Source organism: Thioalkalivibrio sp. ARh3 (assembly GCF_000377265.1).
GTDB classification, from domain to species: Bacteria; Pseudomonadota; Gammaproteobacteria; order Ectothiorhodospirales; family Ectothiorhodospiraceae; genus Thioalkalivibrio; species Thioalkalivibrio thiocyanoxidans.
On sequence record NZ_KB897949.1, the window covers coordinates 122,051 to 139,276 of the forward strand.

Annotated in this window: 17 protein-coding genes and 1 pseudogene; 2 read left to right on the forward strand and 16 right to left on the reverse strand. The window is 65.9% G+C overall.

Annotation, left to right across the window (positions count from 1 at the left end):
- Nucleotides 1-208 precede the first annotated feature (208 nt).
- A complete protein-coding gene (locus tag C995_RS0107510; RefSeq protein WP_026279011.1) occupies nucleotides 209-1,462 on the forward strand; it encodes a flagellar hook-length control protein FliK in 1,254 nt (417 codons plus the stop codon).
- Nucleotides 1,463-1,466: 4 nt separating this feature from the next.
- Nucleotides 1,467-1,826, forward strand: a complete 360-nt coding sequence (locus tag C995_RS0107515; protein WP_018864342.1) for an EscU/YscU/HrcU family type III secretion system export apparatus switch protein — start codon at nucleotides 1,467-1,469, stop codon at nucleotides 1,824-1,826.
- 16 nt (nucleotides 1,827-1,842) lie between these two features.
- Here the strand turns inward: C995_RS0107515 and C995_RS0107520 are convergent, their stop codons facing one another.
- The 16 genes and pseudogenes from C995_RS0107520 to flhB form a co-directional block, all read right to left on the reverse strand.
- Nucleotides 1,843-2,262, reverse strand: a complete 420-nt coding sequence (locus tag C995_RS0107520) for a DUF2802 domain-containing protein (protein ID WP_018864343.1) — start codon at nucleotides 2,260-2,262, stop codon at nucleotides 1,843-1,845.
- A 94-nt stretch (nucleotides 2,263-2,356) separates the two neighbouring features.
- A complete protein-coding gene (locus C995_RS0107525) occupies nucleotides 2,357-2,581 on the reverse strand; it encodes a hypothetical protein (protein ID WP_018864344.1) in 225 nt (74 codons plus the stop codon).
- Between the two features lie 97 nt (nucleotides 2,582-2,678).
- The gene (locus tag C995_RS0107530; protein WP_018864345.1) at nucleotides 2,679-3,137 is read right to left on the reverse strand and encodes a chemotaxis protein CheW; all 459 of its coding nucleotides are present in this window, start codon (nucleotides 3,135-3,137) and stop codon (nucleotides 2,679-2,681) included.
- Between the two features lie 85 nt (nucleotides 3,138-3,222).
- On the reverse strand, nucleotides 3,223-3,954 hold the full coding sequence (locus C995_RS0107535; protein WP_018864346.1) for a chemotaxis protein CheW: 732 nt from the start codon (nucleotides 3,952-3,954) through the stop codon (nucleotides 3,223-3,225).
- Complete coding sequence (locus C995_RS0107540; protein WP_018864347.1) at nucleotides 3,951-4,751, reverse strand: ParA family protein; 801 nt, start codon at nucleotides 4,749-4,751, stop codon at nucleotides 3,951-3,953. Before C995_RS0107540 ends, C995_RS0107535 begins: the two co-directional genes overlap by 4 nt.
- Nucleotides 4,748-5,665: a flagellar motor protein MotD gene (motD, locus tag C995_RS0107545; RefSeq protein WP_018864348.1), complete on the reverse strand. Its 918-nt coding sequence runs from the start codon at nucleotides 5,663-5,665 to the stop codon at nucleotides 4,748-4,750. The genes C995_RS0107540 and motD overlap by 4 nt, the downstream gene beginning before the upstream one ends.
- A 7-nt stretch (nucleotides 5,666-5,672) precedes the next feature.
- Complete coding sequence (locus tag C995_RS0107550) at nucleotides 5,673-6,416, reverse strand: flagellar motor protein (protein WP_018864349.1); 744 nt, start codon at nucleotides 6,414-6,416, stop codon at nucleotides 5,673-5,675.
- The gene (locus C995_RS0107555; protein ID WP_018864350.1) at nucleotides 6,417-7,523 is read right to left on the reverse strand and encodes a chemotaxis response regulator protein-glutamate methylesterase; all 1,107 of its coding nucleotides are present in this window, start codon (nucleotides 7,521-7,523) and stop codon (nucleotides 6,417-6,419) included. It lies immediately after the preceding gene.
- 2 nt (nucleotides 7,524-7,525) lie between these two features.
- The gene (locus tag C995_RS0107560) at nucleotides 7,526-9,673 is read right to left on the reverse strand and encodes a chemotaxis protein CheA (protein WP_018864351.1); all 2,148 of its coding nucleotides are present in this window, start codon (nucleotides 9,671-9,673) and stop codon (nucleotides 7,526-7,528) included.
- A 78-nt stretch (nucleotides 9,674-9,751) separates the two neighbouring features.
- Complete coding sequence (locus tag C995_RS0107565; protein WP_018864352.1) at nucleotides 9,752-10,528, reverse strand: protein phosphatase CheZ; 777 nt, start codon at nucleotides 10,526-10,528, stop codon at nucleotides 9,752-9,754.
- Nucleotides 10,529-10,631: 103 nt separating this feature from the next.
- The gene (gene cheY, locus C995_RS0107570; RefSeq protein WP_019624264.1) at nucleotides 10,632-11,012 is read right to left on the reverse strand and encodes a chemotaxis response regulator CheY; all 381 of its coding nucleotides are present in this window, start codon (nucleotides 11,010-11,012) and stop codon (nucleotides 10,632-10,634) included.
- A gap of 59 nt (nucleotides 11,013-11,071) precedes the next feature.
- The gene (locus tag C995_RS0107575) at nucleotides 11,072-11,833 is read right to left on the reverse strand and encodes an RNA polymerase sigma factor FliA (protein ID WP_018864354.1); all 762 of its coding nucleotides are present in this window, start codon (nucleotides 11,831-11,833) and stop codon (nucleotides 11,072-11,074) included.
- The gene (locus C995_RS0107580; protein ID WP_038070577.1) at nucleotides 11,830-12,654 is read right to left on the reverse strand and encodes a MinD/ParA family protein; all 825 of its coding nucleotides are present in this window, start codon (nucleotides 12,652-12,654) and stop codon (nucleotides 11,830-11,832) included. The genes C995_RS0107575 and C995_RS0107580 overlap by 4 nt, the downstream gene beginning before the upstream one ends.
- 159 nt (nucleotides 12,655-12,813) lie before the next feature.
- Nucleotides 12,814-13,885: pseudogene (gene flhF, locus C995_RS0107585) on the reverse strand (flagellar biosynthesis protein FlhF); the annotation flags it as partial.
- Between the two features lie 78 nt (nucleotides 13,886-13,963).
- The gene (gene flhA, locus C995_RS0107590) at nucleotides 13,964-16,075 is read right to left on the reverse strand and encodes a flagellar biosynthesis protein FlhA (RefSeq protein WP_018864357.1); all 2,112 of its coding nucleotides are present in this window, start codon (nucleotides 16,073-16,075) and stop codon (nucleotides 13,964-13,966) included.
- Entirely contained in the window at nucleotides 16,075-17,226 is a 1,152-nt protein-coding gene (gene flhB / locus C995_RS0107595) for a flagellar biosynthesis protein FlhB (protein ID WP_018864358.1), read from the reverse strand. Before flhB ends, flhA begins: the two co-directional genes overlap by 1 nt.

Consider the following 17,226-nt stretch of genomic DNA (forward strand, 5'->3'; position numbering starts at 1 on the left):
GAAGTGAGTGCACAGCATAGCAAAGCGAGGCCCCGGCACCCGCCTGTAGGCGCCACCGGCGGGGTATGCGATGCTGGCATGGTGTCTGTTTGGCCACATGCACGTTTTCGAGCAGCGCCCCGGAGACCCGATGCCTGACTTTACCGGCCCCCGCCCTACCGGATTGCCCGCGATCGGCATTGATCGCACGGGCTCGCGCCCGGGCGGGATGCCGACACTGGAAACCGGTACCCGGCTTCAAGTCCAGATCATCGGGCAACTGGCCGAGCGCGGGGTGCAGTTGCGCCCGGTAACACCCTCCGGTGCCCAGAGCCCGGAGGCCCGCGCCCCCAGCTTCAACGCACAACTGGCCACGCCGCTTCCCAGCGCGCTGCTTCCGGGCAATCAGGCCGGGCCACGCATGGCCCTCGCCGAGGTCGTTCGCACCGAACCGCGCCTTGAGGTCCGACTGCTGCCGCTGCCGGGATCCGGACCCACGGGTGGCACCTCGACCTCCGTCCCTGCCACGGGGGCGAACCCGGGCCAGGCGAGCACCAGCCTGCCTGCGACTGGTCAGCAGGATCCCGCGCAATGGTTGCTGCGCGAACTGCGCCACCAGATCCCCGGTGCGCGGAGCCTGGCCAACGGCATGCAAACCCTGCAAGCCACGCTGGCTTCGGCGACGGCGGCGGCCCCGCAGCCCGGGGCGAACGAAGGCCCGCTACTGCCGGCCATGAACCGCCTGCTCGATCTTGCGCCGCCCGCTGTTCGCCTGGTAACGCCGGAGGGTGTCCATCGGCACATGCAGCAGTCCGGCCTGTGGCTGGAGGCCATGCTGGCGCAGGGCGCACGCGCAAACGGATCCACCGCACCGGCACAAGACCTCAAGGCACAACTGCTGCGGGTGGCCGAGCATCTTCGCCAGGCCGGAGAAAACCGTGCCCCGCCCCCCGCAACAACCACCCCCTCGACACCACCCGCCCCCGCCAGTGCGGCGGCACTGCCACCCCTTGGGCCACTGACAGGTCTCGTCGAGGGGATGCTGAAGCGCATCACCACCCTGCAACTGCAGTCGCTGCCATCCAGCGTTCAGGGTGACGACGAGGGCCAACCTCGCTGGTTCTTCGAACTCCCCTTTCGCAGCCCGCAAGGGATCCACGCCCTGGCCGGCCAACTACAGCACGAGGCAGGCCGCCCTCCGGACAGGCCGGAAGGCTGGACGCTGGTGCTGGACCTTGATCTGCAGGCCCTCGGGCCAACCCGTGTCGCCATCGCGCTGCGCGATGACCGGGTATCGGTGCATTTCACCGCCGAGCGGCCGGAAACCGCCGCAAGCCTGCAATCGGGCACCCCGGAACTGCGCCAGCGGTTGATCGGCCGTGATCTGAGCATTGGCTCCGTCTCCGTGCGCGAAGGCCGGGTGGAGCCGCAGGATCCTGCGAGCGTCAACCTGCGCGACGGGCTGCTGGACGAGCGGGCCTGATGCGATGAGCCAGCGCCGACGCCCCTACGACCCCGATGAACCGCAAGTTGCGCCACGCGACCCTGCGCAGCAGCGTGCGGTCGCACTGGAATGGGATCGCCAGCGCGCACCACGCATCACCGCCAGTGGCAGTGGCGTAACCGCGGAAGAGATCCTGCGCATCGCCGAAGAACACGGGATCCCGCTGCATCAGGACCCTGGTCTGAGCGAGGCACTGGCGCAGGTGCCCCTGGGCGAGGAAATCCCGGAAAGCCTCTACGTTGCGGTGGCCGAGGTGCTGGCGTTTGTGTTCGTGCTGGCCGGCATTACGCCCGACGACCGCGAACAGGGATACCGCCGCAACGACTCCGGCGCCGGCAACTGAAGACCGGCAGCGGGAATCAGCGACGGCTGGCGGAACCGGGGGCGTGCAGGCTGTACAGGAGATCGAGTTCCGTGGTGGTCAGTCCGCACATCCGGCGCACCTCTTCCCGCTCGCGGCCCTCCCGGATGAGTTCGATCGCCTGCTGATAGGCGCCGTCATCGGCGTCGCGGGCGCGCAACTCGCTTTGCTGGTCGTTCAGGCGCTCCAGCGCGCGCTGCACGGCAGATTGCGCCTGGCTGTGGTTGACAACGCCCTGGGAGATGACCTTCATCGCGCCCTGCAGCGCCATCACCGAGGTGGCCTGACGCTGATAGTCCTGGCGCAGGGTCGCGAGCTGGCGCCGCAGGGTCAGCACCAGGGAGACGGCGAGCACTGCCACGACGGTCGCCACCAGGGCGATTGCCGCGACAATCCAAACCAGAATGCCTTCCCCCATCGACCCAATACTCCAAACGGTCCAGCCGCGATTGTCGCGTGAATTGCCCGGATACACCAGCCGCCCCGATCCAGCGGCCCCGTGGAACGGGTGGTCAGGCGTAATCGTCGATCAAGCCCTTGCGGGGTCGCTTGCCACGATCACGCGGGGCGCGCTGCTGCGTGGGCTTCACGGCCGGACGCAGCAAAGGGTCGCGATCATGGTCATCGCTGAGCGTGCGACCGGGCACCGTGGTGTGGACCGGACGCACAGTGGTATTGCTCGTGGTCGAGGGGTTAACGGGCCGAACCGAGCGGTCCGGCTGAAGTTCATCCACCATGATCCCACCTCCCGCCACCTGACGCGTTTTCGGGAACCCGCTCTTTTGATCCTCACCGATGCGAGCCGGTTCCCGTTTACCGAATCGCCGCCGGTTCCTACAGCTCCCGCAACTGGGCCCATTCCTCGTCGGAAAGGAGCTTGTTCAGATCCACCAGGATCGTCAGCCCCTGATCCGTACTGGTCACACCCTGGATGAACCGCGAACTGTCGTCGTTGCCGACCTCCGGTGCGGGCTCCACCGAATCGAGCGAGATCCGCACCACCTCGGATACGGAATCCACCAGGATGCCGACATTCTGGTTGTCCACATCGATGATCACGATGCGCGAGGCCTCGTCCGGCTCGCGATCCTCCAACCCCATGCGGCGGCGCGCGTCGATTACGGTCACGACGTTGCCCCGCAGGTTGATAATCCCGAGGATATAGTCCGGCACACCGGGCACGGGCGCGATCTCGGTGACCTTCAGCACCTCCTGCACCTGCAGGACGTCAATCGCGTAGGTTTCCTCCGCGAGACTGAACGTCACATACGGGGCGGTGTCGGCCTTGGCCATCGCTTCTACGTCTTGTGCGCTGCTCATGTCTTCCTCGTCGCTCGCGGGCCCGCGTCGCGGGCCCGGTGTTCGGTTCCTGAATACGTTATCGGCCGCGCTCGCCCTGGCTTGAGTCCGGAGCGCCGCCCACCTCCCAGTCGCCCTGGTCCAGGGTGCGATCGAGGGCATCCAGATCGAGCAACGTCGCCATCTGGTCCCGTTCGACCCCGGCCAGCCAGGGCAGCCGCTTGCGGTGGCTGCGCCAGCGCAGGTCCTGCGGTTCGATCACGCGGGTCCCCTGAATCGCGCGACAGGCCAGTGCGAAGCGGGAACCGGCCAGAAACACCACATGGCGCGCCGTTTCCGGTTCGTATTCGCGATCCTCGGGGGTCACCACGGCCGCGAGATCAATCAGCTGTACGCGCCCCTGTTTGGTATCGGCCAGGCCGAGATACCAGACCGAGTGATTGGGCGTTGGGCGCACCTCCAGATCGTCCAGCGGGGCAACGCCCCCCAGGGACGCAAGCGGTGCCAGCAGGGTCAGATTCCCGGCTTCCAGCACCAGGGCGGAGAACCGTTCGGTCGGGCGTGGATACTCGTCACTCTCGATGACCGTGCGCGCTGGGGCCGGAGGTGCCACGGTTTCGGCCACCGCGGGGTGCTCCCTTTCGACCACCGGCTCCGACTCGGGGGGCGCCGGCCGGGGCTCCAGGATATCCGCGCGCAGCAGGTGGGCCGGCGCGGCCGGCTCGGGCTCGTCCAGCAGACTGCCAAAATAGTCGTGCAGGGCCTCGGGCTCGGCCTTCAGTGCCAGGTTGTCATCGCGAGAACCGTTCATCCCTTCTGCCTCCGGGCATGCGGCTGAGACAGCTGTCCGCCAATCGCCTCCAGCAAGTCCGAATACGCGAGTACGCCTCGTGCATCCGGAATCATGAAACACAGTGGCTGGCCGGCGCTCGATGCATCGCGAAACTTCGTATCGACCGGAATCACACCCGGCCATACCTCTTCGCCATAGAGACGGCGCAGCTCGGCAAGTGCCTCGTGCGCGGCGCGGGTACGCCGATCGAACAGGGTCGGGATGATCCGGTAGTGCAACTCGGCCTTGCGCGACTTCTGCACCATTTTCAGGGTGTTGATCATGCGCTCGAGCCCCTTGAGCGCGAGGAATTCGGTCTGGACCGGGACCAGCAGCTCGTCACAGGCAGCCAGCGCATTAACCATCAACACGCCCAGCATGGGGGGGCAGTCCATCAGCACATAGTCGTACTGGTCGGCGACCTGCTCCAGCGCCTGGCGCAGCACCAGCCCCATCCCGCTGCGCGTACCGAGCTGTCGATCCAGCGTCGCCAGCGCCGTGCTGGCCGTCAGCAGATCCAGCCCGGGGAAGCGTGTCTCGCGGATCAGGCCTCGCGGGTCCGGGCGCTTGCCCTCCGCGCACTGGCTGAAGAGCTCGTACACGCCGCGTGTGGCCGTCTCCGGGTCATGGCCAAAATAGGCGGTCAGGGAACCGTGTGGATCCACATCCACCATCAAGACGCGCTGCTCCGGCCCGGACAACAGGCCACTCAGGGTTACTGTTGTCGTGGTCTTGCCCACCCCGCCCTTCTGGTTGGCCACTGCCCAGATCTTCACTCGCCATCCCCCTCGTTCCCGTCCGTCCTCGGCGCCTCCAGCGACAGCGGCAGGTCTTCACGCAACTGCTCGGGCTCCTGCGCCCCGTCTTCGCGCGGACGTGCGCCCGGCAGGACCACAATCGCCACCCGCCGGTTCTCGGCCCGACCTTGTTCCGTCTCGTTGCTGGCCACCGGTCGATGCTCCCCGTACCCGAGGGCCACCAGGTTTTCGGGTTCGATACCCGCTTCCTCGAACACGCTGACCACCGCCGCCGCTCGCCCCGAAGAAAGCTCCCAGTTGGAAGGATAGACCGCGGTCTGTATCGGGACATTGTCGGTATGCCCCTCGACATGCACCCTGGACACGCGCGGCGCCAGGATCTCCCCGACTTCATCGAGCAGGGTCCGCGCCTCGGGGTTCAGCGTGGCCGAACCGCTCGCGAACAGCAGACGACTGGTGATCTCGATCTCCAGCCAGTAGGCCTCGCGGCTTACGCGAAGATCGCCATCCTCGATCAGCGGCGCCATCGCCATCTCCAGCTCGTCCGCGACTTCGGCCAGCGCCTCCAGGAATTCCTGCAGTTCGTCGTCCGTTTCGGTTTCGTCGAGCAGCCCCGAGAAGGCCATGTCGATGGGTGCCACCCCCTCGTCGACCAGGCCCGGCTGCACATCGATCGGCACCAGCGCACGCATCTCGTCGAGGGAATGCTCGCGCGACAACGTCGGCTCTCCGACCTGAATGGGGTCGGTCTGGGCCGGCGCGCGGAAGGCATCGACCAGTGACTCCGACAGCACGCGATACTTGCCGTCATCAACCGAGGAGATCGCATACATCACCACGAAGAACGCCAGCAGCAGCGTAACCAGGTCGCCATACGGGATGGCCCAGGCCTCGTGATTCTCCGCTTCTTCCTGGCGTCTGCGCCGAGCCATCGCGACCTCACTCGTGGATGAAGCCGCTAAGCTTGCTTTCGATGTTGCGCGGGTTTTCGCCCTCGGCGATGGCGATCAGGCCCTCCATCAGCATCAGCTGGTGCTGCGAGCGCTTCTGGATAATCGACTTCAGTTTGTTCGCGACCGGCAGGAACAGCAGGTTCGCCGACGCGATCCCGTAGATCGTGGCGACAAAGGCCGCAGCAATCCCCGCCCCGAGCTTGCTGGGGTCCGCGAGATTCTGCATGACCGCCATCAGCCCCATCACGGCGCCGACGATGCCGAGCGTCGGGGCGTAGACCCCCATGCTCTCGAACACCTTGGCACCCTGGGTATCGAAATGCTCGCGGTTGTCCAGGTCGGCCTCGAGGATCTGGCGAATGGTCTGCGGCTCGGAGCCATCGACCAGGAGCTGCAACCCCTTGCGCGCGAACTCGTCGTTCTCCTCGTCGGCCAGTGTCTCCAGCCCCAGGAGCCCTTCCTTGCGTGCCACATTGGACCACTCCACGATGCGCCCGAGCATCGCCTCGTTGTCGATCCGGGGTGGCTTGAAGGCCCAGGGCAGGATGCGCATGCCGTGCAGAAAGACCGCCATGCGTGCCTGCACCAGAGTCGCCCCCAGCGTTCCGAGGACCACGATCACGAACGCAGCCGCGTTCCACAGCGCCCCAAGACCGCTGCCTTTCGCGATGCTTCCCCCGAGCACCGCGACGAGCCCCAGGGTGACCCCGATGAGGCTCAGGATATCCATCTAGCAAAACCCCTTAACCAGAGCCGGACCCACATCCGGCAATGGATAGACCTGGTCGACCAGCCCGGCTTCCGCTACCGCGGCCGGCATCCCGTAGACCACCGACGTGGCGGCATCCTGTGCCCAGACCTGAGCACCGGCGCCTTTCAGTGCGCGCGCACCTTCACGCCCATCCGCACCCATCCCGGTCAGCACCACGGCCAGTACCTGCCCGCGCAGGGCCTCCACCGCCGAACTGAACGCCGCATCCACACTGGGCTTGTAGATCGTGCCCAGCGGACTCTCGGCAACCCGTACGGTCGTCTGGCTGCCGCGCTCCAGGGTCGTCTGCATGCCACCGGGAGCCAGCAGGGCCACTCCCGGGCGCATCACATCCCCATCCTGCGCCTGCTTGACGCGGATCTGGCACATCGCGTCCAGACGCTCCGCGAAGGCCGGCGTAAAGCTCGCGGGCATGTGCTGAACCAGCAAGATGGGCTGCGGGAAGTTGGCGGGCAGGGCCTTGAGTACCTCCTGCAAGGCCACTGGTCCCCCGGTGGACGTCCCAATCAAGACCGCTCGAACCTGGCGCAGCGGCACCGCCGGCCGACTGACCGGCGGTGCCTGTCGCTGTACCTCGGCCGCCTTGCGATCGGACTCTTCGCGACGCGCGGACGGGCGTGCCTCGACCGCCGGTCGCGCACTCCCGGGCTGGCTCACCGAGCGGGCACGGCTGCGCGAAAGGCTGCGCACCCGCCGACGCAGCAGCATGCGCGCGCTGTCCTCGTCGGACGCGATATCGCTGAAGCGTTTCGGCAGAAAGTCCACCGCCCCGGCTTCCAGTGCATCCAGCGTCGCCTGAGCCCCCTCGGTGGTCAGGCTCGAGAACATCAGTACCGGCCGCGGGCTCTCCGCCATAATCCGCCGAACGGCCGTGATGCCATCCATCACGGGCATCTCGATGTCCATGGTCACGACATCCGGGTCCAGTTCCTTGACCTTGCGAATCGCCTCCTCGCCGTTTTCCGCGCTACCGACGACCTCGATCCCTGCGTCGGCATCCAGAATCTCGCTGATGCGGCGGCGGAAAAACCCGGAGTCGTCCACCACCAGTACCTTTACCGGCATCCCTAGCCCTCAACCGTTTGCGCGGGTCGCCGGGTACGACCCGCCGACGGGATCTTGTGGGTCAGCAGACCGACCAGATCCCCGACATCCAGGATCAGGGCGATCCCGCCATCGCCTGTGATGGTGGCCCCTGCCAGCCCCTTCACGCCTTGCAGATTCTGCCCCAGCGGCTTGATCACCACCTCTTCCTGGCCCACGAGATCGTCGACCACGAGCCCGACCTTCCGGTCGGCGGTGTGCACCACGACCACATGCGAGTCGGGTTTCGCCTCGGGGATGAACCCCGGCTTCAACCACCGCTTGAGGTAATGTATGGGAAGCGCTTGATTTCTGACGACAATGACCTCCTGATCGTCGACATAGTGGGTCTGTGTCAGGTCAAGATCGAGGATCTCCGAAACCGACGCGAGCGGGATCGCAAAGCGGCGACCGTCGAGGATCACCATCAGCGCCGGGAGGATCGCCAGTGTCAGCGGCAGCTTGACCCGCAGTGTCGTCCCGACACCCACCTCGGAATCAATCTCGATGGTGCCATTGAGCTGCGAGATCTTCGTCTTGACGACGTCCATCCCCACTCCGCGGCCCGACACGTCCGAGATCTCGGTCTTGGTGGAGAAGCCCGCCATGAAGATGACGTTGAAGGCCTCGCGGTCGGTCATCCTTTCCGCCATGGCCGGTTCCATCAGGCCCTTCTCGACGGCCTTGCGCCGCAGGGCCTGGGGATCCATACCGCCACCATCGTCCTTGATGATCAGCGCGATGTGATCGCCCTCCTGTGCGGCGCCCAGCACGACCGTACCCTTGCGGGGCTTGCCGGCCTTCTCGCGCACGTCGGGGGTCTCGATGCCGTGGTCCACGGCATTGCGCACCAGGTGCACCAGCGGATCGGACAGCGCCTCCACCAGGTTCTTGTCGAGGTCCGTATCCTCGCCGAAGATCTCCAGATCGATCTCCTTGCCGAGGCTGCGCGACAGGTCCCGAATGACGCGCGGGAAGCGGTTAAAGACCTTGTTGACCGGCTGCATGCGGGTCTTCATCACCGACGTCTGCAGATCGGAGGTCACCAGCGCCAGCGAACTGATCGCCTTGCCCAGCTCGTCATCCACATGCTGGCTGCGCAACATGCTGAGGCGATTGCGCACCAGCACCAGTTCCCCGACCAGATTCATGATCTCGTCCAGGCGCTCGGTGTTCACGCGTACCGATGTCTCGCTCTGGGGCGCCTGACGCGAGCCACCCCCGGCCGGCGCCGGCTTTGACTGTTGTTTCGCGGCCTCCGGGGTCGCGGCCGGCTTGGCCTCCTCGACCGGCTCCGGCTCGGGCCCCGCATTCGGCTCCTCGGGCGTGGCCGGCTCGCTGGTCTCGGCCGATGATGCCACCGACTCGACCGCAGGAGGCCCGCCGCCCCGCGCCTGCAGTTCGTCCAGCAGGTTCTCGAACTCGTCGTCGGTGATCAGATCGTCGCCATCATCCCCGGCCGCGGCCTCCGCCGCGTCAGCGCCTGACTCGCCACCAGGAACATCCGCCGCACCGGCACCCTCTACCGCCTGCGGGGCCCCCTCTCCGTGCAGCGTGTCGAGCAGGGCCTCGAACTCGTCATCGGTGATCTCGTCATCTGCACCTACCAGACCCGACTCTTCGCCTCCGTCTTCACCCGTTGCCATGGCCGTGGCTTCCACCTCGGCGGGGGGTGCCGGTTCCGGCTCGGGGGATTCGTCCGCTGCCGGGGCAGCCTCTGATTCGGAATCGTCGGCCACGTCCTCGTTGTTGGCCATCTTCCGCAGATCTTCGACCAGGTCCGCCTCCGCGGGTGTCGGATCGACCCCGGAGCGCAGGTCGCCGAACATCACGTTCAGCGTATCCAGCACCCGGAGCATCGTGTCCATCAGGTGGCCATCAACGCGGCGTTCCCCATTGCGCAGGAGGTTGAACACGTCTTCCGCGTGATGGCAGACCGTCACCAGCGCATCGAGGCTGAGGAAGCCCGCGCCGCCCTTGATGGTGTGAAAGCTGCGAAATACCGCGTTGAGCAGATCCCGGTCATCGGGATTCTGCTCCAGGTCGATCAGCTGCTCGTTCAGCCCTTCGAGCAGTTCCCCGGCCTCGATCAGGAAGTCCTGAAGGATTTCGTCATTGGGGTCGATGGCCATTCGGTCTCTCCGTTCCGGTGAGGCTTGCCGTTGTAGGGTGGGTCCAGGGGAGACGCCGATTCAGGAATCGGCGGTTGTCTAGAAGCCCAGACTGGACAACAGATCGTCCACCTCGTCCTGTCCTTCAACGACATCCTGGCCGGAATCTTGAGTCTTCGGCACCGCAGGACCGTGACCGCGTCGATCGCCCTCGCGCCGATCGGCGTTGTCGTCCAGTGTTTTCTCCGCGGCCTCGATCGCTTCCATGCGCCCACTGGACAGCCGGATCAGCGAGACCAGGTTCTCCTCGAGATCCGTTACGAGCTGTATCACCCGCCGGATCACCTGCCCGGTTATATCCTGATAGCTCTGCGCCATCAGCACTTCCGACAGCAGGCGCCGGAGCTCATCGGTGTCGTGGCTGGCTTGCGCAAAGAACTCGTCCAGATCGCGCGCGAATTCGCGGAACTCATCCACCGACAGCTGGCGGTTGCGAAAACGGGTCCATTTGGCGGTCAGTTCGCCGGCCTGCTGGCTGAAGGACTCGGCGATCGGGAGGCTCGTTTCGATGGCGGTCAGGGTTTCATGCGCCGCTTTCTCGGTCATGGTGACCACGTAATTGAGGCGCTCGCGAGCATCCGGGATCTCCGCCTGGGTCAGTTCGACCAGTCGCGAATCACCACGGAAACTCTGCAGGGCCTCATGAAGGTCACGCGTCAGCTTGCCGAGCTCGTCGAACAGTTCGCGATCATACGGACGCGCAAGGTCCTGAATCAGCGCTCGCGCCGTGACGTCATCCCCTGCTTCAAGCACCTGAACAAGCTCGCGCGCGCGTGCGAGCTGCTGATCCCCCACCGGTTGTTCCTGGTCTGTCATCCAAAGCCCCTTGCTCGCTCCTCATCCCGGACGTACCGACCGGGACTGCCCCCCCTGGCCGAGGCTTTGCTCGTGCCCGAGGATCCCGCCTGCCATACCCCGATTACCCCTGAGATTCAATGCGTTCGAAGATTTTATCGATCTTTTCCTTGAGCGTTTCAGCGGTAAAAGGCTTTACCACGTACCCGTTTACGCCCGCCTCGGCCGCCTCGACAATCTGATCACGCTTCGCCTCCGCCGTCACCATCAGTACCGGCATCGTCTTCAGCTTCTCGTCGGCGCGCACCGCCCGCAGCAGGTCGATGCCCGGCATATTGGGCATATTCCAGTCAGTGATCAGGAAGTCGAAGTCGCCGTTCTGGAGCATCGGCAGGGCCGTGCTGCCGTCATCGGCCTCATGCGTGTTGTTGAAGCCGAGATCACGCAGCAGGTTCTTGATGATCCGCCGCATCGTGGAGAAGTCGTCCACGATGAGAATTTTCATTCCCTTGTCCACAGGTCACTCCGGGATTAATTATGCATGTGGGTACTAGAGCGTGGCCGTCAGAATAACTGCAAAGCCTCGCCATCTTCGAGCCAGGAACCCAGACGTGCGCGCAGCCGGATCACGGCCTGACTGCGGATCTGGCTGACGCGCGACTCGGTCACGCCCAGCACCGCGCCGATCTCGCGCAGATTGAGTTCCTCGATGTAATAAAGCGAGAGTACCAGGCGTTCACGCTCGGGCAGATCACCCAGCGCGGCGGCCAGCTCTTCGCGAAACTCCCCGGCCTCGATCGTCCGCGAGGGCGAGGCCTCCGCCCCCTCGATCACCCGGTCGGCATCGCCGTCGGTGCCGCCCAGATCGTCCAGCGCGAACAGATGGGCGCCGGCATGGTCCTGCAGCATCGTGTAGTACTCGTCGATCGGGACTCCGAGCTCCTCGGCCACCTCGACCCCGCGTGCCGCGCGCCCTTCCCGGGCCTCGACCGTCTGGATCGCCTCGGCGATCTTGCGGCTGTTGCGATGCACCGAGCGCGGCGTCCAGTCGCTGCGCCGCAGCTCATCGATCATCGCGCCGCGGATACGGATCCCCGCATAGGTGGCGAAGGTCGCGCCCTGCCCGCCCTCGAACTGCCGCGCGGCCTCCAGCAGACCGATCATGCCCGCCTGGATCAGGTCATCGACCTGGACCGAGGCAGGCAGACGAGCCATAAGATGGTGCGCGATGCGGTGCACCAGCTCGATATGCTCCGCAACACGCTGCTCGTGGCCGGCCGCGGCGACGCTTTCGTAGCCTGGTAGTCGATTACGCGGCGACATCATGCGCTCTGCAGCATCCGTTCGACAAAGAATCCGACGCCACCATCGGCGCCGCGACCCACCGGCCAGCGATCGACCGTGCGGGCAAGCTCGGTAAAGGCCTTGGCCGCCGGGCTGCCCGGATACTGCTGCACCACCGGCGCCCGCTTCTGGACGGCCGTGCGCAGATTCTGGTCCATCGGGATGTATCCCGCCAGGTCCAGGATGACCTCCGGCAGATAGTTGCCACAAACCGTCGCGAGCTTTTGCAGCAGGCGCTCGGCTCCGGCTCGGTCCTGCACCATGTTCGTCACCAGGCGGAAACGCCGCAAACCATGGTCCCGGTGCAGGACCTTGATCAGGGCATACGCATCGGTAATCGACGCCGGTTCGTCACAGACCACCACCAGGGTCTCCTGGACGGCCCGGCAGAAGGTCGTCACCGACTCCTGCAAACCCGCTGCGGTGTCCACGACGAGTACGTCCAGCGGTTTCGAATACGCGCTGAATGCATGAATCAGCCCGTTGTGCTCCACCTGCGAGAGGTTGGCCATCGCGGCGATCCCCGACGCCGAAGGGACGACCTTGATCCCTTCGGGACCCTCCACCAGGATCTCCTCCAGCCCTTCCGCCTGTCCGGTTACCAGGTCATGCAGCGTGCGCTCCGGTCTCAGCCCGAGCAGCACATCGGCGTTCGCCAGCCCAAGATCGGCATCGAACAGCATCACCTCGCGACCCAGCCGGGCAAGTGCGACGGACAAGTTGACCGAGACATTGGTCTTGCCGACACCGCCCTTTCCGGAAGCAACGGCGATGACCTTCAACGGTGGATTAGTGCGTGGCATAGCGTCCCTTCCCCACTGGATGAATCATTTCCAGGGCCCCGCCATCCGGCGTCCCGCGCGCCGACGCCACGTGGCTGCGCGTGCCGGCGAGCTCCGCGAGCGTCTGATCAGTCCATCGTTCATCGCGCGAGGCACCACGCGCAGGACGCTCTTCTTCACCGAGCGCACGCCGCGTCAGATCCCCCGTCTCCACCCGGTGGAAATCTTCCGCGATGCGTTGACCATCGCTGACAAACGTGAGCCCAAGGTGCTGGTCGAGCAGTACCGACAACGTCTCCCCCAATTGTTCGGCCTCGTCGAGTTTGGTCAGCACCAGGGCCGATGGCTCCGTCTTCCGGAACGCCTCCAGCACCCTTTGCAGTGCCGCCGCCTGGGTGGTCGCGGAGACGACCAGCCAGCTCTCGCACCGGATACGGTCCGGCCAGCCGGCGAACAGCGACTCGTCGCCCACCGCCGCAGGTGCCTGCCCCGCCGTGTCGACCAGAATCAGGTGCCCATCCTCGGCTCGCCCGGTCATCTCCCGCAACTCGCGCGCGCCCTGCAGCACCCGCAGTGACACCCCTGCCATCTGCGCGAAGGCCTGCAGCTGGCGTGTCGCACCAATGCGCTGCGCATCCAGGGTGACCAGCGTAACCGAATCCGGCCCCATGCGGCGGATCTGGCGCAACGCAATCCGCGCAAGCGTGGTGGTCTTGCCCACGCCCGTAGGCCCCACCAGTGCCAGCACGCCCCCTTCGTCGAGGATATCGGGATGGCGCGTGGCAATTGCGCCCGACAGGCGTGCACGCAGGCGCTCCCAGGCCTGCTCTACGGTACTGTCATCGAGGATGCTGCCCGCCAGGCTGCGCGCCAGTGCCTCGCTGAAACCCCGGTCCATCAAGCGCGCCTTGCACTCCGCCGCCAGCGGATGACGCGCCGCCCATTGCGCCGCCTCGTTGTCGCTGTGCTGACGGGTAAGCAGGCTGCGCAGATCCCGCAGCTCCTGCCGCATCGCGGCCAGCTCCGGATCCGCGGGCCAGGCCGAGGCGCTGCTCGGGCGCGACGCGGCCACCGGCTCCTCGCGTGGTGCCTGGACCGCGTTCACGGCGGCCTGCTGTTCGCGTTCGGAGACCCCGGCATCGCCATCCTCGAGAGCGGCAACCACCTCCAGCCAGCCGTCGACCCGACGGCTGGACAGGATTACCGCATCTTCGCCCTGCTGCTCGCGCACCTGGCGCATCGCGTCGCGCATGTCGCGGGCCCGATACCGTCTCACATTCATCGCTGTTCTCCCGTTCCGCCCTGGCGGATCCGATCGCTACTGTTCGTCTCAGGCACTCGTGGGGGCTGCCTGGCGGGCCGAGTCTTCCTGACCCACCGTGGCTACCACACGGATCCGCCGATTGTCGGGGATCTCGGTAAAGGCCAGCACCGCCAGGTTGCGCACCGCCCCGCGCAGCCATCCGGCAATCCAGGAGCGGATCTCCGGGGCCACCACCAGGATGGCCGGCTGGCCGCTGGCCTCCTGACGCTGCGCCGCCTCCGACACCGAACGCTGCAGGCGTTCAGCCAGGCCCGGCTCCAATCCCACGGTCTCGCCATTGCTGCCCTGCAGGGACTTATGCAAGAGCTGTTCCAACGATGGGTCCAGCGCGATCAAAGGCAGCTCCTCGTCCGGCCCCACAAGGTCCTGCACGATCGAGCGCGACAGCGCCACCCGGACTGCCGCGGTCAAAACGCCGGGATCCTGACTCTTCACACCCTCCTCTGCCAGGGTTTCGGCGATCGTGCGCAGATCGCGGATCGAGACCTGCTCGGCGAGCAGGTTCTGCAGCACCTTCAGGATCACCGACAGCGAGAGCGTCTTCGGCACCAGGTTCTCGACCAGCTTCGGCGAGTGCCGTGCCAGCTGGTCCAGCAGATGCTGCGCCTCTTCGTGACCAATCAGGCGATGCGCGTTCTCGCGGAACACCTGCGACAGATGCGTGGCGATCACGGTGGAGCAGTCGACCACGGTGTAGCCGGCCCCCTGCGCCTGATCGCGATCAGCCGGATCGATCCACAGGGCGTCGAGGTTGAAGGTCGGGTCCTTGGTCGGCGTCCCCGGCACGGTGCCGAACACCTCGCCCGGGTTGATCGCCAGCTCGCGATCGGGAAAGACCTCGGCCTCCGCCACGGTGACGCCCAACAGCGAGATGCGATAGGCATTCGGACCCAGTTCCAGGTTGTCGCGGATATGCACCGGCTGCAGCAGGAAGCCGAGTTCCTGGGAGAGCTTGCGGCGCACCCCCTTGATCCTCCCCATTAGCTGGCCATCCTGGGTGCGATCCACCAGCGGGATCAGACGGTAACCGACCTCCAGGGAGACCAGATCCACCGGCGGCACATCGTCCCAGGTCAGGTCGCGGCTCTCGGGGCTGCTGTCCGCGGGCTCGTCGGGAACACGCTCCACCTCCACGGCCTGCTCCCGCTCACGTCGCTGCATCAGGTAGGCCGAGCCCATGGCCAGCGAGGCCAGCCCCAGGAACACGGCATTCGGCATCCCCGGAACCATACCCAGCACCGCGATCACGCCACCGGCCACGTACAGCACGCGCGGGTTGGAGAACATCTGCCCGAACACCTGCTGGCCCATGTCCTGCGTGCTGTTGACCCGCGTGACGATGATGGCGGTGGCCGAGGACAGCACCAGCGACGGGATCTGCGCGACCAGTCCGTCGCCAATGGTCAGCAGCACGTAGTTGGTCGCGGCGTCGCCCATCGACATGCCGTGCTGCAGCGTCCCGATGGTCAGCCCGCCGATGATGTTCACGAACAGGATCAGGATCCCGGCGATCGCGTCGCCGCGCACGAATTTCGAGGCACCATCCATCGAGCCGTAGAAGTCGGCCTCGCTGGCGATCTCCTCGCGGCGCTTGCGCGCCTCTTCCTGGGTCAGCAGCCCCGCATTCAGGTCGGCGTCGATCGCCATCTGCTTGCCGGGCATGGAGTCCAGGGTAAATCGGGCGCTGACCTCCGAGACGCGCCCCGCGCCCTTGGTTACCACCACGAAGTTGATGATGATCAGGATGGCGAACACCACCAGCCCGACGGTGTAGTTCCCGCCCACGACGAAATCGCCGAAGGCCTGGATCACCTGGCCCGCCGCGTCGGTGCCGGTGTGCCCCTCCAGCAGGATCACGCGCGTGGAGGCCACGTTCAGCGCCAGGCGCAGCAGCGTGGCGACCAGCAGTACCGTCGGGAAGACCGCGAACTCCAGCGGGCGCGGCGTATACACCGCGACCATGATCACGACCAGCGACAGCGCGATATTGAAGGTAAACAGGACGTCCAGGGCGATGGGCGGCAGCGGCAGCACCATCATCGAGAGCATCGCGATCAGCAGGATCGGCGCCCCCAGCCCCCACTTTCCGACAGTCCCCAGGCGGTCGAAGAAGGCCATCAGCGGTTCCTCCTGCGGCCGCGCTGCTGCTCCGGATCGAGATAGTCGTCCGGCACCGGCAGGTCATCCGGCATCGCGACGTCCGCATCCGAGCGCTTCAGCTGATAGACATAGGCGAGGATGCGCGCGACGGCGACGAACAGCCCGTTCGGGATCTCCTGGTTCAGGTCCGTGGTGAAGTAGATTGCGCGGGCCACCCGTGGCGCCTCGACGCGAATGATCTTGTGTTCGTCCGCCACTGCGCGGATCGAGGCCGCGACCTCGTCCGCACCCTTGGCCACCAGCTTCGGGGCCGCCATGCGCGAGGCCTCGTAGGTGATCGCGACGGCGTAGTGGGTCGGGTTGGTGATGACCACATCGGCCTTGGGCACCTCCTCCATCATCCGGCGCTGTGCCATCTCCTGCTGCAGCTGGCGGACCTTCTGCTTCACCTCCGGCTTGCCGTCCGTCTCCTTGTATTCGTCCTTCAGCTCCTGACGGGTCATGCGCAGCTGCTTCTGGTGATTCCACATCTGGAACGGCGCATCGATCGCGGCGACCAGAATCAGCGCGGCCGACACCGCGACGAAGGTGCCGAGTGCCAGCTGTGCGGCATGCACGATGGCCTGTTCCAGGGGCTCGTAGCCAAGCATCAGCAACCGGTCCGAGAACATCCACAGCACCGATACCGCGACCCCTGCGATCAGTACAAACTTGGCAAAGGTCTTGCCGAACTCCATCAGCCCCTGCCAGGAGAAGATGCGCTTGAGCCCCTTGAGCGGATTGAGCTTGGAGGCCTTGGGTTTCGCCGCCTGCCAGGAGAAGTTCGCCCCCCCAATCACGATGGGCGCGAGAACCGCCGCCACCATCAGTACCCCAAACAGCGGGAGCAGCGTGCGCAACGTGGCGAAGATCTGTTCCGTGAGATAGGGCAGCAGCAACGAGCTGTCGTAGGCCAGCTCGCGTTCGAAGTCGAAGCGAGCGGCCGTCTGCTCGGCCAGCTGGCCGCCCATCGTCGGGCCGAAGAACGTCATGAAACCGCCGGCCGCCATCAGCACCAGGAACGTCGAAAGCTCCCGGGAACGCGGGACCTGACCCTTCTCCTTCGCCTCGCGCAGGCGTTTCGGAGTCGGCTGTTCGGTTTTCTCTTGTCCGCTCTCGTTCTCGGCCAT